Genomic DNA, 24,444 nt, shown 5'->3' with positions numbered 1-24,444 from the left:
TTCCATGACTGCTCCTGCCGTCCGCGCACGCACCGCCGCGGGCCATGCCGGCCCCGCGCGCCGGCTGTATCTGCTTTTCAGAATTGGCGCGGATCGCTATGCGCTGGATGCCGGGGATATCGCCGAAGTGCTGGGGCTGCGCGTCCTCAAGCAGGTGCCGGGCGCGCCGCACTGGGTGGCCGGCATGATGGAGCGCCGCGGCGTTGCCGTGCCGGTCATCGACATGAGCGCGCTGGCAGGCGCGGGTGCGTTTGCCGCCGTCACCAGCACGCGACTTGCGCTGGTGCGCTACCGGCCCGATCACGGAGACGCCGAGCGCCTGCTTGGGCTGATCCTGGAACAGGCCACGGAAACCGTCCACTATGACCCGGCAGCGTTTCAGCCGCATGCGCTGGACAATGCCGAGGCGCGCTATCTCGGTCCGGTCCTGAACGACGCGCAAGGCATGGTGCAGGCGGTATCCGTGAATGACCTGTTGCCCGCTTTCGTGCGGGCGCTGCTGTTTCCGTCCGGCAATGACGCGTCGACAGCCGAGGCGCAGCCATGAGTCTGGTCGAGGAATTCAGCGGCCTGCTCAAGCGCCGCATGGGACTGGACAGCGGGTCCATCGGCCAGGCGGCCGTCGAGCGCGCGGTGCGGCACCGCATGCACGCGGCGGGCGTGGACGATGAGCAGGACTATCTGATGCGCGTGCAGGCCTGGCCCGACGAGATGCAGCAGCTCATCGAGGCCGTGATCGTGCCCGAGACCTGGTTCTTCCGGTATCCGGAATCCCAGGCCGCCATGGCGAAGCTGGCGCGCGACCGCCTGTTTGCGCCGGGCTGCGACGCACGCGTGCTGCGTGTGCTGAGTGTGCCGTGCTCCAGCGGAGAAGAGCCGTACTCCATCGCGATGGCGCTGCTGGATGCAGGCGTGCCGCCGCACCGGTTCCATGTGGACGCGGTGGATATCAGCGTGCGCATGGTCGAATTCGCGCAGCGCGCCGTCTACGGACGCAATTCGTTCCGCGGGGGCGACTTGGCGTTCCGCGACCAGCATTTTTCAGAGGTGCCGGACGGCCATCAACTGGCTGCGCGCGTGCGCGGGCAGGTGCGTTTTCAGTCCGGCAACCTGTTCGATCCGAACCTCCTGGCGGGCGCCGCGCCGTATGACTTCGTGTTCTGCCGCAACCTGTTGATCTACTTCGACATGGCGACGCAGGAACGGGCCGTGCAGGTGCTGCGCCGGTTCGCGCGGGACGACGGCGTGTTGTTCGTCGGGCCTGCCGAAACCAGTCTTCTGACCGGACGCCGCCTGCCTTCCGTGCCGCTGGCGCGGTCTTTTGCTTTCCGCGCAAAACCCGCGCCCGCGCCGGCAGAGATGCCGGCCGCCGCGCGCACGCCGCTGTCCAGTCAGGGACCTATCGTGCATGCCTGGACGCCGCCGCGCCGCCCGGTCGCGCAGGCGCCCGCGCCCCGGCTGCCGTTGCCGCATGCGGCAATTGCCGACCCGCCATCCGCACCGCAACTCGCACCGCGCACCGTCGCAACGGGGCAGGCCGCGCAGACGTCGCTGCGCGAGATAGCCGCCCTGGCCGACCTGGGCCGGGTGCGCGAAGCGATGGCGCAGTGCCAGTCGCACATCGACATCCATGGCGCCAGTGCCGACGCGCTGCATCTGCAGGGGCTGCTGCTGGACGCCGAAGGGCAGTCGCGGCAGGCGCAGGCAGCGTACCGCAAGGCGTTGTACCTGGACCCGAACCACCGCGAGGCCTTGCTGCACCTGGCCGCGCTGGTGGCCTCCGATGGCGATCACGAGGGCGCGCGTCGCCTGCAAGCGCGCGCGGCGCGCGGGGAGGCACGACGTGACTGACGCGATTGAAGCGCTGTCCGGCGTGGACGACTGCTGGAACCGCATTGGCATACGTGGCGACAAAAGCTGTCCGCAGCTTGCCGAGCACGTGCATTGCCGCAACTGCCCGGTGTATGCCGCGGCGGCCAAGCGCATCCTTGACCGCCTGCCGCCCGCCATGCAAGAGGCCGACGAAGCCGCGCCGCCGCAGCATTCGGACAATCTGTCGTCGCTGCTGGTGTTCCGGCTGCACCGCGAATGGATGGGCCTGCCGACCCGGTCGCTGGACGAGGTGGCCGGCACGCGGGGCATCATCAGCCTGCCGCACCGGCGCGATCCGGCGGTGCTGGGCGTGACCAACGTGCGCGGCACGCTGACGGTGTGCGTGTCGTTGCAGCGCCTGTTGGGGCTGGACGCGGCGGCGCCGCAGTCGCGTGAGCGTCCCGCCACCGCGCGCATGCTGATATTCGGCGGCGCGGGCCGCGCCGTGGTGCTGCCGGTGGACGAGGTCGAGGGCATGCACGAGGTGGACCTGGACGCGCTGGAGCCGCTGCCGTCGACGGTGCAGGGCGCAAGCCTGAAGTATTCGCGCGGCGTGGCGCGCTGCGGCGGCCGCGCCGTCGGCGTGCTGGACGAAACCCTGCTGATGCAGGCACTGGAACGGAGCCTCGCGTGAATCCCGATCAGATGCGCGACGCGTCGCTCCTCGAACTGTTCCAGCTCGAAACCCGCACCCAGGTGCAGGTGCTGAACGACGGGCTGCTCGCCCTGGAAAAGAACCCCACGTCCGCGCCGCACCTCGAAGCCTGCATGCGCGCCGCGCATTCGCTCAAGGGGGCGGCGCGCATCGTGGACCTGCATCCGGCGGTGCGCATCGCGCACGCCATGGAAGACTGCCTGGTGGCGGCGCAGGAAGGCCGCCTGCGCCTGCAAGCCGCCGACATCGATGCCTTGCTGCTGGGCACCGATTTGCTGCAACGCGTCGCCACGCCCGGCGTCGAACTGGACGCCGAGATCGGCGATCTGGTGGCGAGGCTGAGCAGCGCGCCCAATCTCCCGAACTTATCCAAAGCGCCCGGCACGCCCGCCGCGACGCCGGCCCCGGCGCCGCGCACGGGGCGGCCGTCCGACTACCTGCCCCCGATCGTGCGGATCGAAGACGAGCCCGCCGTCGCCGCGCCGGCCCCCGCTGCAAAGTCTCCCGCGCCCGCCGCGCTGCCATCGCGCCGCAGTTCGGACGGCAGCGTGGGCGAGGGCGAGCGGGTGCTGCGCGTTACCGCCGACACGCTGAACCGGCTGCTCGGCCTGTCCAGCGAAACGCTGGTCGAGTCGCAATGGGTGGGGCCTTTCAGCACCGCCATGCTGCGGCTGCGGCGGATGCAATCGGGCGCGGCGCACGCGCTGGACGGCCTGCGGGCCGTGCTGGCCGAGCAGCAACTGGACGCACGCGGCCAGGCCGCGCTGGACGATGCCCAGCGCATCCTTGAACAGTGCCAGCGTGAACTGACGCAACGCACCAGCGAAGTCGACGAATTTGGCTGGCGCATGAATCACCTGACGCGGCGCCTGTATGACACCGCGCTCGCCTGCCGCATGCGGCCCTTTGGCGATGGCGTGGGCGGCATGCCGCGCATGGTGCGGGATCTGGGCCGTTCGCTGGGCAAGCAGGTTCGCCTTGAGATCGAGGGCGAAAACACGCAGGTGGATCGGGACATCCTCGAAAAGCTGGATGCGCCGCTCATGCACCTGCTGCGCAACGCGGTGGATCACGGCATCGAGGCGCCCGAGGTCCGCGAACGCGCCGGCAAGCCGGCCGAGGGCCTGATCACGCTCTCGGCGCGCCATTCGGCGGGCATGCTGCTGGTTGAGCTGGCTGACGACGGCTCCGGCATTTCGCTGGACCACCTGCGCGAAGAAGTCGTCGAACGCAAGCTCACCAACGCCGAGACCGCGTCGCGCCTGAGCGAAGCCGAACTGCTGGAATTCCTGTTCCTGTCGGGCTTCAGCACGCGCGACGAGGTGACCGAGATTTCTGGCCGCGGCGTGGGGCTGGACGTGGTCCAGACCATGGTCCGCCAGTTGCGCGGCGCGGTGCGGGTCTACCAGCAGCAGGGCCGGGGCACGCGTTTCGTGCTGGAGATGCCGCTGTCGCTGTCGGTAGTGCGCAGCCTGCTGGTCGAAGTGCAGAACGAGATCTACGCGTTCCCGCTGGCTTATGTCAGCCATGCGTTGCAGGTGGACGCCAAGGAGATCGAGCAGCTGGAAGGCCAGCAGCATTTCCGCTTCCAGGACCGGCAGATCGGCCTGGTGTCGGCGCGGCAGATCCTGCGCGCCGGCGAGGCCGCGCCGGCCGCCGATACCTTGTCCGTGGTGGTGGTGGGTGACCACGACCGGCTCTACGGCATTGCCGTGGACCGCTACGTGGGCGAGCGCACGCTGGTCGTGCAGCCGCTGGATCCCCGCCTGGGCAAGGTTCAGGACGTGATGGCGGGCTCGCTCATGGATGACGGCACGCCGCTATTGATCCTGGACGTCGAGGACATGCTGGTGTCCGTCCAGAAGCTGATCGAGGGCGGGCGGCTGTCGCGGGTCGACGGCGGGTCGGGCGCGGCCGCCGCGCGCCGCCGCAAGCGCGTGCTTGTGGTGGACGATTCATTGACGGTTCGCGAGCTTGAGCGCAAGCTCCTGCTGAACCGCGGATTCGATGTCGCGGTCGCCGTGGACGGCATGGACGGCTGGAACATGCTCCGCACCGAGGACTTCGACCTGATCGTGACCGACGTCGACATGCCGCGCATGGACGGCATCGAGCTGGTGTCGCGGATCAAGGCGGATCCCAAGCTGCAGACCCTGCCCGTCATGGTGGTGTCGTACAAGGACCGGGAAGAGGACAGGCAGCGCGGGCTGGATGCCGGCGCGGACTACTATCTGGCCAAGGGCAGCTTCCATGATGATGCGCTGCTCGACGCCGTTGAAGACCTCATCGGGAAGGCACGGACGTGAGAATCGGGATCGTCAACGATATGCCCCTCGCCGTCGAAGTCCTGCGGCGAGTCATTGCATTGGAACCCGGCCTGGAGGTCGCATGGACGGCTTCCGACGGCCTGGAGGCCGTCCAGCAATGCGCCCGTGACCGTCCCGATGTCGTGCTGATGGACCTCATCATGCCCGTCATGGATGGCGTCGAGGCCACGCGCCGCATTATGGCCGAAGCCCCCTGCGCCATCGTTGTCGTGACGTCCGACGTGGCGGGCCATACATCGCGGGTCTTTGACGCCATGGGCCACGGCGCGCTGGATGCGGTGGACACGCCGGTGGTCGGCGCCGCCGACATGCGCACGGCGGCGGCGCCGCTGCTGCGCAAGATCCGCAACATCGGCTGGCTGATCGGCCGTTACGGCAACCGTCCGGCGCTGACGCCGGTCAGCAAGCCCGCGGCGCCCGCAGGCGCGCGCCGGCTGCTGGCGGTGGGCGCGTCAGCCGGCGGCCCGGCGACGCTGGCCCAGTTGCTGCGCGATCTTCCGCTGGATTTTCCGGCCGGCATCGTGCTGGTGCAGCATGTGGACGCGTCATTCGCGGCGGGCATGGCGGATTGGCTCAATGACCAGGTGCCGCTGCCGGTCAGGCTGGCCCGGGAAGGCGAACGGCCGCTGCCCGGCCAGATCCTGCTGGCGGGCACGGATGACCATCTCGCGCTGTGCGACGATGGTACCCTCCGGTACACGGACTGCCCGCGCGAAAGCCTGTATCGGCCTTCGATCGACGTCTTCTTTCACAGCGTCGCGCAGCACTGGCGCGGTGCGGCGGTCGGCGTGCTGCTGACCGGCATGGGCCAGGACGGCGCGCGCGGCCTGAAGGCGCTGCGCGAGCGCGGTTGCCTCACCATCGCACAAGACCAGGCCACCAGCGCCGTCTATGGCATGCCGAAGGCAGCCGCAGCCATGCAGGCCGCGGTGGAAATCCGGCCGCTCGAACAAATTGCGTCCCGCGTCATCCAGGCTTTCGCCTGAGCCGCGGCACATCGTTGGACATCAAGGACTTACTATGCTCCCATCCCCTGACGACACGGTCTCCGCGGATCTCAATTCGCACGGGGCGATGGTGTTGCTTGTCGACGACCAGGTCATGGTTGGAGAAGCCATCCGGCGGGCGCTGGTGCCCGAGGGCAACATCGATTTTCACTACTGCTCGGATCCCTACAAGGCGTTGAGCGTCGCGATCCAGACCCGCCCCACGGTCATCCTGCAGGACCTGGTGCTGCCCGGCGTGGACGGCCTGAGCCTGGTCCGTGAGTACCGGGCCCATCCCGTCGCGCGTGACATCCCGATCATCGTGCTGTCCACCAAGGAAGATCCCGCCATCAAGAGCGCGGCCTTCGCGGCGGGCGCCAACGACTACCTGGTCAAGCTGCCGGATTCCATCGAGCTGATTGCGCGCATCCGCTACCACTCGCGTTCCTACATGGCGCTGGTGCAGCGCGACGAGGCCTACCAGGCGCTGCGCCAGAGCCAGCAGCAACTGCTGGAAAGCAATATGGAGTTGCGCCGGCTGACCAATTCGGACGGCCTGACCGGCCTGGGCAACCGGCGCTATTTCGATGAATACCTGAATGCCGAATGGCAGCGCGCGGGACGCGATGGCCGCGAGATCAGCATGCTCATGATCGACGTGGACCACTTCAAGTCCTACAACGACACCTATGGCCACATCGCGGGCGACGAGGCGCTAAAGCGTGTCGCCAACACTATCTTCGCCAGTTGCGACCGCTCCACCGACCTGGCGGCGCGCTTTGGCGGCGAGGAATTTGCGCTGGTGTTGCCCGGCACGCCCGGCGGCAGCGCGCGGCTTGCCGCCGAAAAGCTGCGCCGCGCCGTGGAAGCCATGCAGATTCCCCAGCGCGACGCGGGCTTTGGCCCGTGGCTGACGGTAAGCATCGGATTGGCCACGGCGGTCCCGCAAGCGGGTCAGCCGTGCACCGAGCTGATCCAGGCCGCCGATCGGGGCCTGTATGAAGCGAAGCGGCAGGGGCGCAACCGGGTGGTGCCCGGACAGCTCTGATGCGCCTGCCCGCTAGTGCCGCGTGTGCCGCCCCGCTAGGGGCGGGTTGCTACACGTCGATGACACCTCCCAATCGATGCGACAGGTCGCGCGCCGCCGCGAGCAGCGCCGCAGGCACGTCGCCGTCCCAGTCCGCGGGCAGGCGTTCGGCCTCGCAGGTCGTGGAGATCGCCATCACCATGTGGCCGGCCGCGTCATAGACGGGCGCGCTGAATGCGTTGACCGTGACCTGGTGGCGGGGCGAGGCGGCCGTGCCCACGGCCCGCGCCAAGCCGTGCTGCCGGGCCTCGGCAATTCGCTGCGCGAACTGGCCGTTGTCGGGCTGGCCGCTGCGAGCCCTCGCCCGAAGTTCCTCGTCGATGGCCGCCTGCGTTTGCGCTGGCGGCATGAACGCGGCAAAGGCGATGCCGGTGGCCGATTGCGTGAGGCTCACGACCACGCCCGCTTGCAGGTAAGGACTGACGGGATGCGCGGACGGTTCCCAGCCCACGATGGTGGCGCCCTGGTTGCCCCACACCGCGATGCCGACCGTGCGCTGGCCGATGTGTTCGCAGATGGCCGGCAACGCCGCCATCGCGATCCGCTGCGCCTTCAGGGTGCCGAGGCCCGACGCGCCGGTCTGGCTGCCGACTTCGCCCAGGTCGTGTGCGAAGGTGCGCAGGTACTTGCCGTCGCCAAACGCGAGCGAATGGTGGCCGCTGCGAAAGATCTTTTCCACCTGGCCCAGGTAGACGACGTGGTCGCCGCCGGGATAGGCGGCGACCTTCACGCATTCCAGATGCGCCGCGCAGTCGTCGATGATGGGCACGCCGCCCAGGCCGGTCATGACGGGGACTTCGCGGAACTTGTCGGCGCCCGACTTCGCAAACTGGTTCGAGACGTGGACCTGATGGTCAGCCAGGATGTTCACGACAAAGCGCGGACAGTCGCGAAACGCCGGGTAGCTGCTGGAGGTGGTGGACTGGCTCCACAGGATCAGCGGCGGGTCCAGCGACACCGAGCTGAACGAATTGGCGGTAACGCCGTAGGGCTTGCCTGCGGCATCGCAGGTAGTGATCACCGTGACGCCGGTGGGAAACGCGCCAAGCGCGCGGCGGAATTCCTTGCTGTCGAAGGGTGTCATGCTCGCATCCTGTTTCGTGGGCGCCAGGCCCGCGGCAAGGCATGCAACCCGCGCCGCCGCTTCCCGCCTGGCATGGCGCCAAGTCTAGGAGCGGCGGGGAACCGGCCACAAATTGTGTTCCGGTATGCGTCTATTACGTACCGTTATGAATGACGGACTCAGACCGGTTCGGCAAGCTGCTCGCGAAAGTGCTTGCGCAGGTAGTCCTTGAAGGCTTGCGCGGCGGCGGACAGCTCGGCCCGGCGCGACAGGATGCAGCCCCAGTGGCGGGTGGCGTCCAGGTCCTGGATCTCGATCAGCACGCGCGACGACTGCGCGTTGCGCTGGACCATGGTGCGCGGCAGGAAGGTGACGCAATTGCCGGCGTCGATCATGCCGAGCAGCGTGGGCAGGGTCGACGCCGTGGTGTGCTCGAAGCTCAGCCCCTGCTTGGCGAATTCTTCCGTCAGGTGCTTGCGCAGCGACAGGTAGCGGTCCAGGAACATGATCCGGTAGGGCGCGATCATCGACAGCGTGACGCTGGCATGCGCGGCGAGCGGATGGCCGGCGGGCACGACGAGCATGACCTTTTCCTCGGCCAATGACTGGAACTGCAACCCGCGCTGCTTGGTGTCCAGCGCCGCCACGGCGAAGTCCGCCGCGTCCTGTGTGATCGCCTGCACCACCTGCGCATAGGGCAGGTCCCGCAGCACGACCTGGATGTCCGGATAGCGCTGCTGGTAGTCGTGGATCAGACGCGGCAGCACCGTCGCAGCCAGCATCGGCGTACACGCCACCACGATGCGGTGGCGGCCGGTTTCGGCGCTGAGCTGGAACTGGCGCATGACGTCGCGCAGCCCCGCCAAGGCGGCTTCGGCTGCGTCCCGCAGGCGGATGCCCTCGGGCGTCGCGCTGACCTGGCGCGTGGTCCGCTGCAGCAGCTTGGTGCGCAGCTTGTCTTCAAGCCGTTTGACGCGATTGGTGACGGCGGGCTGGGACAGATGCAGCTTGCGCGCGGCTTCGCTGAAGCTGCCTTCGCGCACGACCCAGAGAAAGGTTTCCAGCTCGGAGAGTTCGAGCCGGGTGAGGGCGGACGGGTCGTTGGATTGATTCATGGTGGTTATAGATGTATCACGCCGCGGAAATTGTGCATATCCGAGTCGACACCAATACTGAGCCCACTTCGACCTCTTCACGAACCCACCGGAAACCGGAAAAGCAATGAGCACAACCGCCCGTCAAATGGCCCTGGTGGCCTTCCTGCAAGCCCAGAATTGCTCCAATTATGTCGGCTCGTGGAGAAATCCGTCGAGCATGACCGACTATCTGACGCCGGAGTACTACCAGCGCATCGCGAGGACGCTGGAAGACGGCTGCTTCGACATGGCGTTCTTTGACGACCGCCTGGCGATGCCGGATATCTACAACGGCAATCACCACGAGACCGTGCGCCACGGCGTGCGCGCCGTGAAGCTCGAACCCACGGCGGTGCTGATGGCAATGGCGATGGCCACCCGCCACCTTGGACTGGGCGCCACGTACTCCACGACCTACTACGAACCGTTCCACGTGGCCCGCCTGTTCGCGACGCTGGACCTCATGACCAAGGGCCGCGTGGCCTGGAACGTGGTCACCTCGATGAACGATTCGGAAGCCGCCAACTTCGGCCACACCGAACACCTGGAGCATGACCTTCGCTACGACCGCGCCGATGAATTCATGGAAGTGGTCATGGGCCATTGGGACACCTGGGAAGACGACATCATCGTCGCCGACAAAGCCGAAGGCTTCTTCGCCGATCCGGACAAGGTGCGGCGCTTGGACCACGAAGGGCGCTTCTTCCGGTCGCGCGGCCCGCTGACCGTACCGCGTTCGCCGCAGGGCAACCCGGTGATCCTGCAGGCCGGCCAGAGCGGGCGCGGGCTGGCGTTCGCGGCGCGCTGGGCTGAAGTGGTGTTCGCCAAGTACCCCACGCTGGAAGGCGGCATCAAGCAGTATCAGGCACTCAAGGACGGCGTGGCCAAGGCCGGCCGCAATCCCGACGACCTGAAGGTGGCCGCCGAGGTCAAGATCATCGCCGCCGAAACCGAAAGCCTGGCCCGCGAAAAGCGCGAGATGATCGCCGGCCTGTCGCGGCCCATCGACGGCCTGACGATGATCGGCGAGACGGCCAACATCGACTTTTCCGGCCGGCCCTACGACCAGCCCTTCACCGACGCGGAGCTGGCCGCGATGTCCTGGCAGAGCCTGCGAGACAAGGTCGTCCAGGTGAGCGGCAAGAAGAATCCGTCGGTGCGCGACTTCGTCGAGGCGTCGGGCCGCGGCACGCTGAACGACGGCCCCGTCTTCTGCGGCACCGGCGAGCAGGTGGCGGACATGATGGAAGAGTGGTTCAGCAAGGGGTGCGATGGCTTCGTGCTGTCGGCGACTGCGGTGCCCGGCACTTACGAGGAGATCGTGCGGCTTGTCATTCCGCACCTGCAGAAACGCGGCTTGGTGCGCAAGGAGTACGCCAGCGGCACGCTGCGCGGCAACCTGGGCCTCTCGCGGCCGCGCGCGGGCGACTGGAAGATCGGCAGCCGCTAAGGACCACGGACATGACCACTCAAAGCGTGCGCATGATGTCGGCCAGCGGCATTCTGGGTTACGGGTTTCCGGAGGCCTCGATCAAGGCGGCCATGGAGCTCAAGCCCCACATGGTCGGTGTGGACGGCGGTTCCAGCGATCCCGGTCCGCATTACCTGGGGTCCGGCAAGACATTGAATTCCCGCCTGGCCATGAAGCGCGACCTGTCGCTGCTGCTGCGCGCGGCCATTGGCAACGGCATCCCGATGATGGTGGGCACGTGCGGAGGCGCTGGAGGCGAGCCGCACCTGCAGGCCTGCGCCGACATCGTGCGCGAGATCGCCCGCGAACATGGCCTGCATTTCAAGATGGCGCTGATTCACGCCGAGCAGGACCCGGCCGTGATTCGTCAAGCGATCGCCGAGGACCGCATTCGGGCGCTAGGCACGGCGGACGCATTGACGGCGCAAGAGGTCGACGACGCGGTGCGCATCGTCGGCATGATGGGTCCGGAGCCGTATCGGCAGGCTTTGGCCGAGGGCGCGCAGGTGATCCTGGGTGGGCGGGGCACGGACCCGGCGCCTTGGGTGGCGCTGGCGATGCACCACGGTCTGCCCGAGGCGCCCGCCTGGTATGCCGGCAAGATGCTGGAGTGCGCGTGCAACGCCGCGATCCCCAAGAAGCACGATTGCCTGATGGTCACGGTGGGCGAGGACTATGTGGAGGCCGAGCCGCTCAACCCAGAATTGCGCTGCACGCCGCTGTCGGTGGCGGTGCAGGCGCTGCACGAGAACGCCAGCCCCGTACTGCGCTATGAGCCCGGCGGCTGCGTTGACACCCGCGATTGCGAGATCCGGCCGGTGTCAGACCGCCGTGTGCGGATCACGGGCATGAAGTGGGAGCCTCAACGCTACACGATCAAGCTGGAAGGCGTGAAGCGGGCGGGCTACAGCGCGGTGGCCTTTGCCGCCACGCGCGACCCGGGCCTGATCGGTCAGGCCGACAGCTTCCTGGACTTCGTGCGCACATCCACGGCGACGAAAGTCACGGCCCTTGGACTGGACCCCCAGGACTGGAAGCTGGTGCTGCGGGTCTACGGGGCAAACGGCGTGATGGGGGCCTGGGAACCGAACCCCGGTTTCCTGCCGCAAGAACTCGCCATCGTGGCGGAAGTCGTGGGCAGGACGCAGGAGATCGCCAATGCGGCGCTGTCGCTGGCCCGCGTGACGCTGCTGCATTCGGACTTTCCGGGGCGCATGTGCCGCGAGGGAAACATGGCCTTTCCGTTCTCGCCGTCGGATATCGAGCGCGGTCCGATCTACGAATTCTTCATGCAGCACGTGATCGAAGTGGCTGATCCGCTCAGCCTGTTTCCCATCGAATACGAAACCGTCTGAGCGGGGAGAGCCGACGTGGCCAGACTGAAAGACATTGCCAAGGCCTGCAAGAGCAAGAACGCCGGGCCGTTTTCCATCACGCTGGACATCATGTTCGATGACCCGGCGTTGTTCGAGCGCGTGCGCGCCACGGGCGTCGTCAGCGCCGCGCTGATTGCACGCCTGTACGGCGTGCGTGAGCAGGACGTGCTGTTCACGGAATACCCGCCCGCGCTGGCGTGGAAGGCGACGTTGCCGCGGCCTGTGGCTTCGGGCGCGGTGGGCGACGTGGACGTGTACGGCGCGCAGCAGCACGCGCCGCTGCTGGATATCGAAATTCCCCTGTGACGCCGGACGGCCGTCCGCGGCCGTCCCCAGCGCACGACACCTGATGTTCACGCACTGACTACACAAAAAAGACAGGAGAGAGACATGAATCGAATTTGCAAGGTGGTGCTGCCCCTGGCGTTAACGCTGCCCGCCGCGGCCATGGCGCAGGACACGCTGAAGATCGGCGCACTGGTGACGCTGTCCGGCGCAGGCGCCGCGTGGGGCCAGGCGCTGCTGTACGGCGCCGAACTCGCGGCCGACGACATCAACGCGCAGGGTGGCCTGGAGGTCGGCGGCAAGAAGTACAAGATCAGCGTCATCCCCTATGACGACAAGTACCAGTCGGCCGACGCGGTCACGGCGGCCAACCGCCTGGTCAGCGACGACAAGGTCAAGTACATCATCGGCCCGATGGGGTCCGCGCCGGCGCTGGCCGTGCAGCCGGTCACCGAGCGCGAGAAGGTCATCATCATGACGCTGGGCTTCACCAACAAGGCGCTCAGCCCGGAAAAGCCGTACTCCTTCCGTCCCAATCTGACGACCGAGGAGACGGCGCCGCCGATCATCGCGTGGCTGGTCAAGCGCTTCAATCTGAAGAAAGTCGGCGGCCTCTTTCCCAACGACGAGTCCGGGCAGCAGATTTCCAATGACCTGGCCAAGGCCTACGAAAAGGCGGGCGCCGCGCTGTCGAGCAAGGAATTCTTCGAACGCCAGCGGGTGGACATGGTGCCGCTGCTGACCCGGATGATCAGTTCGGGCATCGACGCCATCGAACTGGACGGCAACTCGCCGGCTACCGCGGGAATGATCGTGCGGCAGGCGCGGGAGCTGGGTTTCAAGGGGCCGATCGTGCGCAATGGCGGACCGGCCACGCCCGAGATCGTGGCGGTGGCGGGCAAGACGGCGACCGAGGGCATGATGGTCACGTCGCTGCAGGATCCGAATAACAAGGAGGTGGCGCATTACGCCCAGCGCTACCAGGACAAATACAAGAAGAACATGAACGGATTCAGCCCGGCCTTCTACGACGGAACGCACATGCTGTTCAAGGCCATGCAGAACGCGGGCACCGTGGCTGACAGCACCAAGGTGCGGGATGAGCTTGCCAAGCTGAAGGACTACAAGGGCATCCAGGGCATCGTGAACTGGAGCGGCAAGGCGCGCTATGGCATCGACCATCAGGTCGCCTCGCCGTTCTTCATCTCCGAGGTCCGTAATGGCCAGGAAGTCACCGTGGCGCGTTGCGATATCGACAAGTGCGTCGATATCCAGAAATAAGCCGGCGAAAGGGGATTTTCATGTCCAATTTGTTAGCCCAGGCGCTGGTCAATGGCGTCATCATCGGCCTGCTTTACCTGCTGATGGCGGTGGGGTTCACGCTGGTATTCGGCGTGATGCGGGTCGTCAACTTTGCGCACGGCCAGTTCTACATGGTCGGGGCGTTCGCGACCTACGTTCTGATGAGCCACTGGCAGGCGCCGTTCCTCGTGGCGTTGCTGGGCGCCTTCGTCGTGACAGCGGCCCTGGGCTGGCTCGTGGAGTGGGCCGTGCTCAAGCCCTTCCGCCACGATGAGCTCAACGGCATGATTGCAACCATCGGCGTGGGGATGATCCTGCAGTCGGTGGCGCTGGTGGTGTTCGGACCAGACTCGCAGATCATGCCGCAGGTCGCCGAGGGCGTGTTCCACCTTGGCACGGTGATCATCCCCGCGTCGCGGCTGTACGTCGCGGTCTGCTCGGTGATCGTGCTGGCGGTGCTGTATGGGTTCCTGATCCATACGCGGCAGGGCAAGGCGTTGCGTGCCGCGGTGCAGGACATGGAGATCGCGACGGCGCAGGGCGTGCGGGCCAAGCTGATGTACCCGCTGGGCTTCAGCATCGGCGTGGGGCTGGCGGCGATCGCGGGGGCGCTGATGGCGCCGCTGTTTTCGGTCTCGCCCTTCATCGGCAGCACGCCGCTGCTCAAGGCCTTCATCGTGGTGATTCTTGGCGGGCTGGGCAGCGTGCCGGGCGCGGCGGCGGCTAGCCTGCTGCTGGGCGTGTCGGAAAGCCTGGCCAGTTCCTTCATGAGCAACAGCCTCGCGGAAATCCTGATCTTCGCGCTGGTGATGGGCATCCTGGTATTGCGGCCCGCCGGGCTGCTGGGCAAGGCGGAGGCGTGAGATGGATATGAGCAAAGCCGTGTTGCCGTCGATACCGCCGGGCCAGACCGAATCGCAATCCCTGATCCGAGGGGCTGCCGCGCCGCAACCGCTGGGGGTGGTGGGCCTGGTAGGCCTCGCGGGACTGGTCTGCATCCCGTTCCTGCTGAATCAGGCCTTCACCTATCACCTGGCCATCTTCATCTGCATCAACACCATCGTCGTGACGTCGCTGTCGGTACTGGCCAGGGCAGGGCAGATCTCGCTGTGCCACGGCGCACTGGCCGGCATCGGGGCCTATGCGTCGGTGTTCTGCGTCAAGGGCCTGGGGCTCCCGTTCGCCGTCGGGATCGTGGCGGCAATGGCCGCCGCAGGTCTGGCCGCCTATCTGCTCGGGCGCATCGTGCTGCGATTGCAGGGCGTGTACTTCGTGCTGGTGACCTTTGCCTTCGGCGAACTGTTGCGCCTGGTGCTGCTGGAATTCGGCGATGTCACGGGCGGCGCCAACGGCATCACCAACATTCCCCCGGCCGCCATCGCCGGTTACGTCTTCCTGGACAAACCGGCGTTCTATGCGCTGGCGGCGGTAATCGCCATTGCCGTGCTGGCGTTCTTCCGCGGGTTTTACGCGTCGCCGGCAGGCGAGGCAGTGGACGCCGTCGGCGAGAACCCGGCGCTGGCCGAGTCCAGCGGCATCGGCGTGCGCCGGACGCAGCTGTTCGCGTTCACGCTTGCCAGCGTCTTCGCCGGGCTGGGGGGCGCGCTGCTGGCGCATTACGTCGGCTACATCTCGCCCGAGTCGTTCAACATGCACCTGTCGGTCGCACTCATCATCATGATGGTGGTCGGCGGGCGCAGATACCTGCTGGGCGGGCTGGTGGGCGCGCTGGTCATGACGCCGCTGCCCGAGTTCTTCCGCGGCGCGGTGGAATCGCAGGACATCCTGTACGGCGTGGCATTGATTCTGATGTTGCGGTTCCTGCCGCAAGGGCTGGCCGGCATGCGCCTGCCGCGTAAATGGAGGAAGCAGCCATGACGACGTCAACGACTTCGCGGCCCCTGCTTGAGGTCAAGGGCCTGTCCAAGCGATTCGGCGGCCTGCAGGCGGTCAGCGGCCTGGACCTGCATGTGGCGCGGGACGAGGTGGTGGGATTGATCGGCCCGAACGGCGCCGGCAAGAGCACCGCCTTCAACCTGATCAGCGGCACGCTGATTCCCACGGCCGGCCAGGTGGTGCTGGAGGGCGCGGACATCACGGGCAAGGCGCCCAGCGCGGTGGTGCGGCGCGGCCTGGCCCGTACGTTCCAGTCGACCTCGGTCTACCAGGGCGCCACGGTGGCGCAGAACCTGCTGCGCGGCGCGCTGTCGACGCTGCCCGGCTCCGTGTGGACGCACACCGTCACCACCCGCGCCCGCAAGGCCGCGTTGCAGCGCGTGGCGCGCGAGGTGGACGAGATTCTGGAGCTGTCCGGGCTGGGGCCGTACCGGGACGTGGCGGCGGGCGGGCTGGCCTACGGCCACCAGAAACTGCTGGGCGTGGCGATCGGCTTTGCGACCAATCCCAAGATCCTGCTGCTGGACGAGCCCGCCGCCGGCCTGAATGGCGAAGAGTGCGCCGAACTGGGCCGGCTGCTGCAGCGGCTGCGCACGCATCGCGGTATTTCCGTGCTGTTCGTCGAACACCACATGGCCGTGGTGATGGAACTGTGCCATCGCATCTATGTGCTGGTGCAGGGGCGCAAGATCGCGGAAGGCACCCCGCAAGAGATCCAGTCCAACCCTGCCGTGATCGAAGCCTATCTGGGAGCCCCCGACTATGCCCATGCTTGAAGCCCAATCCATTGCCGTGCGCTACGGCCAACTGGAGGCCGTGCACGACGTGTCGCTGCAGGTCGGCGACGGCGAGATCGTGGCGCTCGTGGGATCCAACGGCGCCGGCAAGTCCACGACGCTCAAGGCGATGATGGGACTGAAGACGCTGGCGCGCGGCGACCTGCGCTGGGATGGCCAGTCCATCGCCGCCATGCCCGCAGCGGGCCGCGTGGCGCGCGGCATCGCGCTGTCGCCCGAGGGCCGGCGCCTGTTTCCGCGGATGACGGTCATGGACAACCTGGAACTGGGCGCGTACACCACGCGTTGCGCGGCCACACGGCGGCGCACGCTCGACATGATCTATGGACTGTTTCCGCGCGTGCAGGAGCGGCGCGCGCAGATGGCCGGGTCGCTGTCGGGCGGCGAGCAGCAGATGGTGGCGATCGGCCGGGCGCTCATGGCCCAGCCGAAACTGCTGCTGCTGGACGAGCCGTCGTTGGGCCTCGCGCCCAAGGTGATCGCGGAAATTGCCCAAGCCGTCGAACGGCTGAACCGGGAATCGGGACTGTCCATCGTGCTGGTCGAGCAGAACGCCCGGCTGGCCATGCGGCTGTCGCACCGGGCCTACGTGCTGGAGCGCGGCGAAGTCGTGCGCACCGGTACGGGCCAGGAACTGCTTGAAGACGATTTCGTAAGGCAAGCCTATCTTGGCGTATAAGGGCGTAGGAGGCGCCCGGCCATGACCGACAACTTACCCTGCTATGAAGTCTATGCGCTGCGATACGCGCGCATGACCCGTCCGGCCTCGCACAATTTCATCCTGCACGACGCGCACGATGGCACCGTGGAGATGGACTTTTACGTGTGGCTGATCAAGCTGGGCGACACCGCGATTCTGGTGGACACCGGCTTTGGCGAGCGCGGCGCGACGCAGCGCGGCCGGCCGCTGGACTGCTGCCCCATCGACGCGCTGCGCCATCTTGGCGTGCGGCCCGAACAGATCCGGGACGTGATCCTGACGCACCTGCATTGGGATCACGCCGGCAACCTGGACAAGCTGCCCAATGCGCGGTTTCACCTGCAGGAGGCCGAAGCGGCGTTTGCGACGGGCCCGTGCATGTGCCAGCCCGTGCTGCGCCGCGCGTTCTCGGTCGAGGATGTCTGCGAGTTCGTGCACCGGCTGTACGAAGACCGCGTCGAGTTTCACGATGGCGACGACGTGCTGCAACCCGGCATCGAACTGCTGCGCATCGGCGGCCATACCAAAGGGCTGCAGGCGGTGCGGGTGCATACGGCGCGCGGGTGGGTAGTGCTGGCCTCGGACGCCGCGCATTACTACGACAACGCGACGCTGAAGCTGCCGTTTCCAGTGGTGGTGGATGTGGAACAGATGCTGGCCGGGCACAAGCGCCTCTTGAAGCTGGCGGGATCGGTCAGCCACTTCGTGCCGGGCCACGATCCCCAGGTGCTCAAACGCTATCCCCGTCTGCCAGGCGACCTGCCCGTGCCGGTCGCCGTGCTGCACGAAAGCCCCCTGGATTGAACACCCAAGCGGCGCGCCCGCCGGGCGCACCGACTCTCACATTGGAACCCTGGTCATCATGCATGCAACCTCCAATCTGCGCGCCCCGTCATCCAGCCTGGCGCTGGGCCTGGCCCGCTTCGCGCGCGGCCTGACGCTGGAATCGCTTCCGGCGGCGGTGCGCGAAAAATCGCTGCTCCACATCATCGACGCCATCGGGCTGGGCCTCGCCGCGCATCAGTTCGACTTCGCCGGACCCGGCCTGGCCGGCATCCGCGCGGCCGGCGCACCCGGCGATGCCACCGTCATCGGCGGCGGCCCGGCCTTGCAGGCCCGCGACGCGGCCATGGCCAACGGCTACCTCATGCACGGGCTGGATTTCGACGACACGCACCCCGGCGCCATCGTGCATCCCTCGGTGGCGTGCCTGCCCGCCGCGCTGGCGCTCGCCGAGACCCGCGACCTGCGCTGGGGCGAGTTGCTGAGCGCCTACGCGATCGGCATGGAGGCGGCCATCCGCCTGGGCCGGTCCGTCAAAGGCGGCTTCCATCAGGGCGGCTACCACGCCACCGGCGTCGTGTCGCACTTCAGTTCGGCGCTGGTCGCCGGCAAGCTGCTGGGCCTGACCGAGGAACAACTCGTGGCCGCGCAGGGCATCGCGGCCAGCACCGCGTCCGGCGTCCAGGTGTTCCTGGAAGACGGCGCCTGGACCAAACGCCTGCATCCGGGCTGGGGCGCCTTTGCCGGCATCACCGCTGCGCAGATGGCGCAGGCCGGCTTCTTTGGCCCGCGCCGGCCCTATGAAGGGCAGTTTGGCCTTTACGAGACCCACATGCAGGCCCGCGCCGACCAGGTCGACGCCGATTCCGTCATCAGCGCACTCGGCCACGAATGGACGCTGCTGGAAACCTCGATCAAGCCGTACCCCGTCTGCCACTTCATCCACGGCTGCGCCGAAGCGGCGCTGCGGCTCCAGGCCACCATCCAGGACGCCGGCCGCATCCGCTCGGTCGCCTGCGAGCTGCCTGCGCCCACGCTGCCCATCGTCGCCGAGCCCGCGCACATCAAGACCCGGCCGCGCAGCGACTACGACGCCAAATTCAGCGTGCAGTTCGTCGTGGCCGCCTGCCTGGCGCTGGGCCGCTTCACGCTGCAGGAACTGGCGCCCGCCCGGTTGTCGGATCCCGCGCTGCTGTCGCTTGCGGGACGCACCATCTGCCGCGCACAGGAAGTCACGGCGTTCCCGAAATACTTTTCCGGCGCGGTGACGGTCACGCTGCACGATGGCACGCAACTGCGCGAAGAAGTGCCCATCAACCTGGGCAGCGGTGAACGCGCGCTGCGCCAGACCGACATTGTCGACAAGTTCCGCGCCAATGCCGGCCTCACGCTGCCGGAAGTGCGCACCACGCTGATCCTGGACGCCTTCCTGTCGGCAGAGCCGTCCACCCCGGTCCGTGACCTGACGAAACTGCTGGCCTGATCGCCGCGCCTGGGACATCGGCGGGATGGGCAAGGACGGCCGGCCGCAGTATGCTAGCCAGCCGTCCAATGGGGGCCCGCCGCCGGCGGCGCCGCGCCCGCGGGCGATTCGCACCGCTGACCCCAACAAGAAGATGTCACGCCATGGACATGCGCCAACTGCGCTACTTTGTGACGGTTGCCGAAGAGCTCAGCTTCCGGCGAGCCGCCGAAAAGCTGAACATCTCGCAGCCGCCGCTCTCGCAGCACGTCAAATCGCTTGAAGAGGAAATGGGCGTGCAGCTCTTCCAGCGCACCCGCCGCGAGGTTCGGCTGACGCCTGCTGGGCAGGCCTTCCTGCGAGAGACCCGCATCCTGCTCGACCAGATGCGCACCGCGGTCAACGCCGCCGTGCGCGCCGGCAACGACGACTCCGGCGTGCTGAGGGTGGGCGTCGCGACTTCCGCACTGTTTCACCTGGTCTCCGTCATCCAGCGCCAGGTCGCCGCGGAATTCCCGGGCGTGACGCTGTCGCTGGTGGACATGGTGTCGGCTGAGCAGGTCAGGGCGGTATCGCTGGGCCTGCTCGACGCCGGCATTGTCCATGCCCGCCCGGAGCGTACCGAGGTACGGCGCCAGCTCATCCACCGCGAGCCCTTGGTCGCCGTACTGCCCAGCCGGCATCCCTTGGCGCAGAAAGAAGGCTTTCAACTATCCATGTTGTCGGACGAACCCATGGTCGCGCTGCATCGCGAGCATGGGCCCGCGATCTACGACGCCATCGTCGCCTGCTGCCACGAGGCCGGCTTCAGCCCCGACATCCGCCACATGGCGCGCAGTCCGCTCACGATCTTCCAGATGGTCCGGCTCGGCCTGGGCGTGTCGATCGCGCCGGCGTCCTATGCCACCACGGGCTTTGCGGGCGTGGTGTTCCGCGAACTGCCGCAGAGCGCGGGTCAGGTCTGCATGGAAATCATCTGGAGTGAAAAGCACGCCACGGATTTGACGCGGCGTGTCGTGGGGCATGTGGCAAAGCGCATGGCGCTGGACGCTTGAGGCCTGCGCGGGGGGGGGCGTGCTGTGGCCGGTGTCAGACACCCGGCAGCACCATCCGCAAATTCAAGCATCAGTGCATGAGGGTGTCAGACACCTGAATCAGTCCTACACACCACGAGCGCGCAGCGCAGGCCCGTGGACGCAAGATACCGCGTAAGCCCCACGAGGCCGCCCGTGCGGCCAATGTGGGGCGGGCCCCGCAAGCTGCTTCAAACCGACACCGACGCCAACAAGAACCTCAAGAACTCATCCCTCCCCAGCGCCCGTGAAGTTCAAACCACCAGAGCCCGGTGTGGCGGCGGCCTGGGGTGCGCGGGCGTGTAGATGCGCCCGAGGGAATCTGAAGGGAAGGCCGAGAGGCCTGGACGAAGATGACGAAGGGGCAGTCCGGAGCGAAGGCTCCGGCCCGCAATCGTAGCCCCGCGCGACCCGGGCCGCCGCCGCGCCGGGCGTCAACAGAACACCCCCCTAAGCCAGCCGCAACTCCGATTCCGATATCTCCGACCGCGCAAACGGACAGCATCCACCACTTCAAACCCGCTCAGGCAATTCAACCTTCACACGCCCATCGATCAACTGAATGACAGCAGGGTGGTAGTTCAACGCAAACCCCGCATCGCGCGCCCGGCACATCATGTCGTGCGTATACGCCCCGATCCGCGGACTGAACCCGCCTTCCTTGGCCAAATCCAGCGCCAACGAGCAATCCTTGATGGCGTACGTCATCGGAAAGGTCTTCTCCGGAAAGTCGTCCTTGGCCAACGACTTCATCCCATGGTTTCTCAGCACAAAACTGTCAGCCGACCCCTGAGACAACAGCGACAGCAGCTTCTCCGCTTCCATCCCAGCCTGGCGGCCGATCGTGATCGCTTCGGACAGCGCATTGACCGTCATGAAGACCATGTAGTTGTTCAGGATCTTCACGATCTGCCCGCTGCCCACCTCGCCGCAATGCAGCACATCGCTGCCCATGCAATTCAGATAGGAAACGACCCGCGCAAAGTCCGACTCGGCGCCACCCACGCTGATGAACAGCTTCCCTTCCACAGCCGCCTGCTTGGTGCGGGCCACCGGCGCATCCAGAAACGCAATGCCTTCCGCCTTCAGCCGCTCCGCCAGCGCCCGGGTGCGCGACACATTGCTCGTGCTCATGTCCACGATCAGGGACGGCCGGCGCGGCGCCGCCAGGATTGCCTCGCACACCGATTCGACCTGATCAATGGACGGCAGCGACAGGAAAACGATGTCCGCCTTCTCCGCCACCCGCGCCACGCCGTCGGCAATCTCCGCGCCATGCGATTTCGCCTCATCGGCCGCCGCCTGCACCGAGTCGTACGCCACCACCTTGCGGCCGCTTTTCTTCAGCAGATTGGCGCACATCGGCCCGCCCATCACGCCAAGCCCGATGAACCCCAGAATCTCCGATCCGTTCTGTTCCATGCCATGTCTCCTTGTTGTTCAGGTGCGCGGCGCGGCATTCGCGCCCCGTGCCTTGATAGCTTTGATGACTTTCTCGTAGGTCTTGTATTCGTTGGCCTGAAAGGCTGCGAAGTCTTGCGGGCTGGACCCCACCGGGATGAACGACAGCGCCTCGAACTTTGCCTTGACCGCCGGGTTCTGCAACGCTTGCTGCGTCGCGGCATACACCTTGTCGATCACCGCCTGCGGCGTGCCCGCCGGCGCCCAAATGCCATACCAGCTCGGCATGTCGAATCCCGCGTAACCCGCCTCGGCCACCGTCGGAATGTCCGGAATCGCCGCCACGCGCTGGCTGCTCGTTACCGCCAGCGCCCGCAGCTTGCCGTCCTTCACGTGCGGGTAGGCCGACGCCATCGGCTCGGTCATCGCCGTCACCTGGCCGCCCATCAGATCGACCAGCGCCGGACCGCCGCCGCGATACGGAATCACTTCCATCTTCACGCCCGCCTGCTCGTTGACCAGCTCGCACGCCAGATGGCCCGCCGCCCCGTACGCCGCGATGGCCCAGGTCAGTTCCCCCGGCTTGGCCTTTGCGCCTGCCACCAGATCCTTGAGCGACTGGTACGGACTATCCTTGCGGACCAGTACAAGCTGCGGCTGGGCGCCGATCTCGGTGATCGGCGCGAAATCCCGGAGCGCGTCGTAGGTCACCGTATCGAGCAGCAGCGGATTGGCGACCTGCAGCGACGCGTTCAGCAGCAGCGTATAGCCGTCCGGATCCGCCTGTTTCACATAACGGGCGCCTAGCACGCTGCTGGCGCCCGGCTTGTTCTCGATAATCACGGGCTGGCCCAGCGCCTCCTGCAAAGCCTGGCCCAACGTGCGCGCCACCGTATCCACGGAACCCCCTGGCGGAAACGGCACCACCATGCGGATAGGCTGCGTCGGCCACGGGGCCGTCGCATGCGCCGCGTGCGACAGGGGCAGGGCGGCCGCGGCCACGAGCGCCGTCAAGGCGGCGCGCAGGACGCGGCGCCTCGCGGGCCGAGGCTCCAGTTTTCGTGCGTTCATGTCTCTTCCTTTGGCAGATTGGCCTGGCTCGAACGGCTCAGGTCCGAATGGCGAAGGGGTCTCGGACCGCTTCGGAAAAATCGATCATGACGTTGCGGGTGGTCAGGAACTCGCGCAGCCCGGCTTCGCCGCGCTCGCGGCCGATGCCCGATTGCTTGAAACCGCCAAAGGGCGCCTGGGCGGCGATGGCGCGGTAGGTGTTTACCCAGACCGAGCCCGCGCGCATGGCGCGCGACACCCGCATGGCGCGGTTCAGGTCCCGTGTCCAAAGGCCGGCCGCCAGGCCATAACGGGTGCCGTTAGCCATACAGATGGCGTCCTCCTCCGTATCGAAGGGAATGACGGCCAACACCGGCCCAAAGACTTCTTCCTGCGCCAGGTCGCTGTCATTGTCGACCCCCGAGAAAATGGTCGGCTCGATGAAGTAGCCATGCTCCAAGCCCGGACCTTCGGCCCGTTTGCCGCCGCAAGCCAGCTTGGCGCCGGCGCCTTGCGCGCGGTCGATGATGGCCAGGATGCGATCGAATTGCGGCCGGTTGGCAACGGTGCCCATCTCGGTCGCCGTATCCAGCGGATTGCCCAGCCGGATCTTGCGCGCCCGGTCGATCAGCGGCGGCAGAACCCTGTCCATCACGCTGCGCTGCACCAGCAACCTTGACCCCGCCACGCAGGTCTGGCCCGTCGCGCCGAAGATGCCGGCCAGCGCACCCACGATCGCCTTGTCGAGGTCCGCGTCCTCGAAGATGATGTTGGGCGACTTGCCGCCCAGTTCCAGTTTCATGGGCGTCAGGCGCCGGCCCGCCATCGAGGCGATCTCGGCGCCCACCCCGGGGCTGCCGGTAAAGCTGACGAGTGCGACGCCGGGGTGCTCGACGAGCGCGCGGCCCGTGTCGGCGCCGCCCGTGACCACATTGAACACCCCGTCCGGAAAGCCGGCCGCCTGCACGAGGCTGGCGAACTCCAGCGTCGAGGCGGACGCGTGTTCGCTGGGCTTGACCACCACGCAATTGCCGGCGGCCAGCGCCGGCGCCAGCTTGTTGGCCAGCAGCGCCAGCGGCGAGTTCCAGGCCGTGATCAGGGCCGCGACTCCAAAGGGTTCCAGGCTCAGGTAGTCCAGCGTGTCCGGCTGGTCCAGCGGCACCTGCTGACCATAAAGCTTGTCGGCGTACCCGGCGTAGTAGCGCAGCTGGCGTCCGACCCAGACCATCTGCGGCCGGGTTTCGCGGATGATCTTGCCGTTGTCGGTGGATTCGATGCGCGCCATCCGGTCGGCGTTCTGTTCGATCAGTTCCGCCAGGCGCAGCATGCACTGGGCGCGCTTGATGCCGGGCGTATGGCGCCACGTCTGTTCAAAGGCGTGTTCCGCCGCCTTGACGGCGCGGTCGACGTCCTGCGCGCAGGCGTCGGGGATTTCAGCCCAGACGTCGCCCGTGTACGGGTTGTGGGTGGCGATCATGCGTCCCTGCGCGGGCGGGGTGCTCTGACCATTGATGAACAAGCCATAACGCTGCATGGACACGGTCTCCGATTGGCATGAGGGGATTCTTCTTGCGAAGCGGAGCCGGTAAGTCCGGCGGGTGCCGCTTCGTGCCATGCGCAAAGTCTGGGGCCGCGTGTTGCACGCGTCCAATACGGAATTGCGAATTCAGTGATAGCGAATCGTGGCGTGTGATGGCGCCGCGCCCGGGGTGGGCCGGGCGC

Annotated in this window: 22 protein-coding genes; 17 read left to right on the top strand and 5 right to left on the bottom strand. The window is 67.1% G+C overall.

The window, feature by feature from the left end:
• Window positions 1–4 precede the first annotated feature (4 nt).
• From AC6LJW_RS13545 to AC6LJW_RS13520, 6 genes are read left to right on the top strand one after another with little or no spacing between them, the layout of a single operon-like run.
• On the top strand, window positions 5–547 hold the full coding sequence (locus AC6LJW_RS13545; RefSeq protein WP_427984703.1) for a chemotaxis protein CheW: 543 nt from the start codon (window positions 5–7) through the stop codon (window positions 545–547).
• The gene (locus tag AC6LJW_RS13540) at window positions 544–1,851 is read left to right on the top strand and encodes a CheR family methyltransferase (protein WP_498087538.1); all 1,308 of its coding nucleotides are present in this window, start codon (window positions 544–546) and stop codon (window positions 1,849–1,851) included. The genes AC6LJW_RS13545 and AC6LJW_RS13540 overlap by 4 nt, the downstream gene beginning before the upstream one ends.
• Window positions 1,844–2,506 (top strand): chemotaxis protein CheW, encoded by a 663-nt coding sequence (locus AC6LJW_RS13535; RefSeq protein ID WP_498087537.1) that lies wholly within the window; start codon window positions 1,844–1,846, stop codon window positions 2,504–2,506. Before AC6LJW_RS13540 ends, AC6LJW_RS13535 begins: the two co-directional genes overlap by 8 nt.
• Window positions 2,503–4,833, top strand: coding sequence for a hybrid sensor histidine kinase/response regulator (locus AC6LJW_RS13530; RefSeq protein ID WP_056561989.1), 2,331 nt, complete (start codon window positions 2,503–2,505; stop codon window positions 4,831–4,833). Before AC6LJW_RS13535 ends, AC6LJW_RS13530 begins: the two co-directional genes overlap by 4 nt.
• The gene (locus tag AC6LJW_RS13525; RefSeq protein ID WP_056561987.1) at window positions 4,830–5,840 is read left to right on the top strand and encodes a chemotaxis response regulator protein-glutamate methylesterase; all 1,011 of its coding nucleotides are present in this window, start codon (window positions 4,830–4,832) and stop codon (window positions 5,838–5,840) included. Before AC6LJW_RS13530 ends, AC6LJW_RS13525 begins: the two co-directional genes overlap by 4 nt.
• A gap of 34 nt (window positions 5,841–5,874) precedes the next feature.
• Complete coding sequence (locus AC6LJW_RS13520) at window positions 5,875–6,888, top strand: response regulator (protein WP_056561986.1); 1,014 nt, start codon at window positions 5,875–5,877, stop codon at window positions 6,886–6,888.
• Window positions 6,889–6,937: 49 nt separating this feature from the next.
• Here AC6LJW_RS13520 and AC6LJW_RS13515 read toward each other — a convergent pair whose 3' ends face one another.
• Both AC6LJW_RS13515 and AC6LJW_RS13510 read right to left on the bottom strand, forming a co-directional pair.
• A complete protein-coding gene (locus tag AC6LJW_RS13515; RefSeq protein WP_498087536.1) occupies window positions 6,938–8,011 on the bottom strand; it encodes a flavin reductase in 1,074 nt (357 codons plus the stop codon).
• A gap of 158 nt (window positions 8,012–8,169) precedes the next feature.
• Window positions 8,170–9,105 (bottom strand): LysR family transcriptional regulator, encoded by a 936-nt coding sequence (locus tag AC6LJW_RS13510; protein WP_427984700.1) that lies wholly within the window; start codon window positions 9,103–9,105, stop codon window positions 8,170–8,172.
• A gap of 106 nt (window positions 9,106–9,211) precedes the next feature.
• On the opposite strand from AC6LJW_RS13510, the gene AC6LJW_RS13505 reads away from it, so the two are divergent.
• The 11 genes from AC6LJW_RS13505 (at window position 9,212) to AC6LJW_RS13455 (ending at window position 20,253) form a co-directional block, all read left to right on the top strand.
• The gene (locus AC6LJW_RS13505; RefSeq protein WP_498087535.1) at window positions 9,212–10,576 is read left to right on the top strand and encodes an LLM class flavin-dependent oxidoreductase; all 1,365 of its coding nucleotides are present in this window, start codon (window positions 9,212–9,214) and stop codon (window positions 10,574–10,576) included.
• A gap of 11 nt (window positions 10,577–10,587) precedes the next feature.
• The gene (locus tag AC6LJW_RS13500) at window positions 10,588–11,952 is read left to right on the top strand and encodes an acyclic terpene utilization AtuA family protein (RefSeq protein ID WP_235512049.1); all 1,365 of its coding nucleotides are present in this window, start codon (window positions 10,588–10,590) and stop codon (window positions 11,950–11,952) included.
• Window positions 11,953–11,967: 15 nt separating this feature from the next.
• Window positions 11,968–12,279 carry a DUF4387 domain-containing protein gene (locus AC6LJW_RS13495; protein WP_056561978.1) on the top strand — a complete coding sequence of 104 codons (312 nt, stop codon included), beginning with the start codon at window positions 11,968–11,970 and terminating at the stop codon, window positions 12,277–12,279.
• Window positions 12,280–12,363: 84 nt separating this feature from the next.
• Entirely contained in the window at window positions 12,364–13,539 is a 1,176-nt protein-coding gene (locus tag AC6LJW_RS13490; protein WP_498087534.1) for an ABC transporter substrate-binding protein, read from the top strand.
• A gap of 20 nt (window positions 13,540–13,559) precedes the next feature.
• On the top strand, window positions 13,560–14,423 hold the full coding sequence (locus tag AC6LJW_RS13485; RefSeq protein WP_056561976.1) for a branched-chain amino acid ABC transporter permease: 864 nt from the start codon (window positions 13,560–13,562) through the stop codon (window positions 14,421–14,423).
• A 7-nt stretch (window positions 14,424–14,430) separates the two neighbouring features.
• Window positions 14,431–15,438 carry a branched-chain amino acid ABC transporter permease gene (locus AC6LJW_RS13480; RefSeq protein ID WP_235512048.1) on the top strand — a complete coding sequence of 336 codons (1,008 nt, stop codon included), beginning with the start codon at window positions 14,431–14,433 and terminating at the stop codon, window positions 15,436–15,438.
• On the top strand, window positions 15,435–16,232 hold the full coding sequence (locus AC6LJW_RS13475; protein WP_056561972.1) for an ABC transporter ATP-binding protein: 798 nt from the start codon (window positions 15,435–15,437) through the stop codon (window positions 16,230–16,232). The genes AC6LJW_RS13480 and AC6LJW_RS13475 overlap by 4 nt, the downstream gene beginning before the upstream one ends.
• Window positions 16,219–16,932: an ABC transporter ATP-binding protein gene (locus AC6LJW_RS13470; RefSeq protein ID WP_056561970.1), complete on the top strand. Its 714-nt coding sequence runs from the start codon at window positions 16,219–16,221 to the stop codon at window positions 16,930–16,932. Before AC6LJW_RS13475 ends, AC6LJW_RS13470 begins: the two co-directional genes overlap by 14 nt.
• A 21-nt stretch (window positions 16,933–16,953) precedes the next feature.
• A complete protein-coding gene (locus AC6LJW_RS13465; protein ID WP_427984696.1) occupies window positions 16,954–17,757 on the top strand; it encodes an N-acyl homoserine lactonase family protein in 804 nt (267 codons plus the stop codon).
• A 58-nt stretch (window positions 17,758–17,815) separates the two neighbouring features.
• Window positions 17,816–19,219, top strand: coding sequence for an MmgE/PrpD family protein (locus AC6LJW_RS13460; protein ID WP_498087533.1), 1,404 nt, complete (start codon window positions 17,816–17,818; stop codon window positions 19,217–19,219).
• Window positions 19,220–19,362: 143 nt separating this feature from the next.
• Window positions 19,363–20,253 (top strand): LysR family transcriptional regulator, encoded by an 891-nt coding sequence (locus tag AC6LJW_RS13455; RefSeq protein WP_056561963.1) that lies wholly within the window; start codon window positions 19,363–19,365, stop codon window positions 20,251–20,253.
• A 531-nt stretch (window positions 20,254–20,784) separates the two neighbouring features.
• Here AC6LJW_RS13455 and AC6LJW_RS13450 read toward each other — a convergent pair.
• Genes AC6LJW_RS13450 through AC6LJW_RS13440 form a run of 3 tightly spaced genes read right to left on the bottom strand, consistent with a single transcriptional unit; the run spans window position 20,785 to window position 24,256 of the window.
• Window positions 20,785–21,693 (bottom strand): NAD(P)-dependent oxidoreductase, encoded by a 909-nt coding sequence (locus AC6LJW_RS13450; RefSeq protein ID WP_498087532.1) that lies wholly within the window; start codon window positions 21,691–21,693, stop codon window positions 20,785–20,787.
• A gap of 18 nt (window positions 21,694–21,711) precedes the next feature.
• Window positions 21,712–22,743 (bottom strand): Bug family tripartite tricarboxylate transporter substrate binding protein, encoded by a 1,032-nt coding sequence (locus AC6LJW_RS13445; protein ID WP_056561959.1) that lies wholly within the window; start codon window positions 22,741–22,743, stop codon window positions 21,712–21,714.
• A 37-nt stretch (window positions 22,744–22,780) separates the two neighbouring features.
• A complete protein-coding gene (locus tag AC6LJW_RS13440; RefSeq protein ID WP_498087531.1) occupies window positions 22,781–24,256 on the bottom strand; it encodes an aldehyde dehydrogenase in 1,476 nt (491 codons plus the stop codon).
• Window positions 24,257–24,444: the final 188 nt, after the last annotated feature.

Source organism: Achromobacter sp. 1012554356 (assembly GCF_059760815.1).
Note: the sequence above shows the minus strand (reverse complement) of the source record. Positions and strands in the feature narration are given on the sequence as shown.

Coding starts and splice junctions, on each gene's coding strand:
- AC6LJW_RS13500 (WP_235512049.1), top strand. CDS start 10,588: ATGACCACTCAAAGCGTGCGCATGATGTCGGCCAGCGGCATTCTGGGT.
- AC6LJW_RS13465 (WP_427984696.1), top strand. CDS start 16,954: ATGACCGACAACTTACCCTGCTATGAAGTCTATGCGCTGCGATACGCG.
- AC6LJW_RS13440 (WP_498087531.1), bottom strand. CDS start 24,256: ATGCAGCGTTATGGCTTGTTCATCAATGGTCAGAGCACCCCGCCCGCG.
- AC6LJW_RS13450 (WP_498087532.1), bottom strand. CDS start 21,693: ATGGAACAGAACGGATCGGAGATTCTGGGGTTCATCGGGCTTGGCGTG.
- AC6LJW_RS13540 (WP_498087538.1), top strand. CDS start 544: ATGAGTCTGGTCGAGGAATTCAGCGGCCTGCTCAAGCGCCGCATGGGA.
- AC6LJW_RS13460 (WP_498087533.1), top strand. CDS start 17,816: ATGCATGCAACCTCCAATCTGCGCGCCCCGTCATCCAGCCTGGCGCTG.
- AC6LJW_RS13480 (WP_235512048.1), top strand. CDS start 14,431: ATGAGCAAAGCCGTGTTGCCGTCGATACCGCCGGGCCAGACCGAATCG.
- AC6LJW_RS13490 (WP_498087534.1), top strand. CDS start 12,364: ATGAATCGAATTTGCAAGGTGGTGCTGCCCCTGGCGTTAACGCTGCCC.
- AC6LJW_RS13545 (WP_427984703.1), top strand. CDS start 5: ATGACTGCTCCTGCCGTCCGCGCACGCACCGCCGCGGGCCATGCCGGC.
- AC6LJW_RS13510 (WP_427984700.1), bottom strand. CDS start 9,105: ATGAATCAATCCAACGACCCGTCCGCCCTCACCCGGCTCGAACTCTCC.
- AC6LJW_RS13515 (WP_498087536.1), bottom strand. CDS start 8,011: ATGACACCCTTCGACAGCAAGGAATTCCGCCGCGCGCTTGGCGCGTTT.
- AC6LJW_RS13455 (WP_056561963.1), top strand. CDS start 19,363: ATGGACATGCGCCAACTGCGCTACTTTGTGACGGTTGCCGAAGAGCTC.
- AC6LJW_RS13470 (WP_056561970.1), top strand. CDS start 16,219: ATGCCCATGCTTGAAGCCCAATCCATTGCCGTGCGCTACGGCCAACTG.
- AC6LJW_RS13505 (WP_498087535.1), top strand. CDS start 9,212: ATGAGCACAACCGCCCGTCAAATGGCCCTGGTGGCCTTCCTGCAAGCC.
- AC6LJW_RS13445 (WP_056561959.1), bottom strand. CDS start 22,743: ATGAACGCACGAAAACTGGAGCCTCGGCCCGCGAGGCGCCGCGTCCTG.
- AC6LJW_RS13485 (WP_056561976.1), top strand. CDS start 13,560: ATGTCCAATTTGTTAGCCCAGGCGCTGGTCAATGGCGTCATCATCGGC.
- AC6LJW_RS13475 (WP_056561972.1), top strand. CDS start 15,435: ATGACGACGTCAACGACTTCGCGGCCCCTGCTTGAGGTCAAGGGCCTG.
- AC6LJW_RS13520 (WP_056561986.1), top strand. CDS start 5,875: ATGCTCCCATCCCCTGACGACACGGTCTCCGCGGATCTCAATTCGCAC.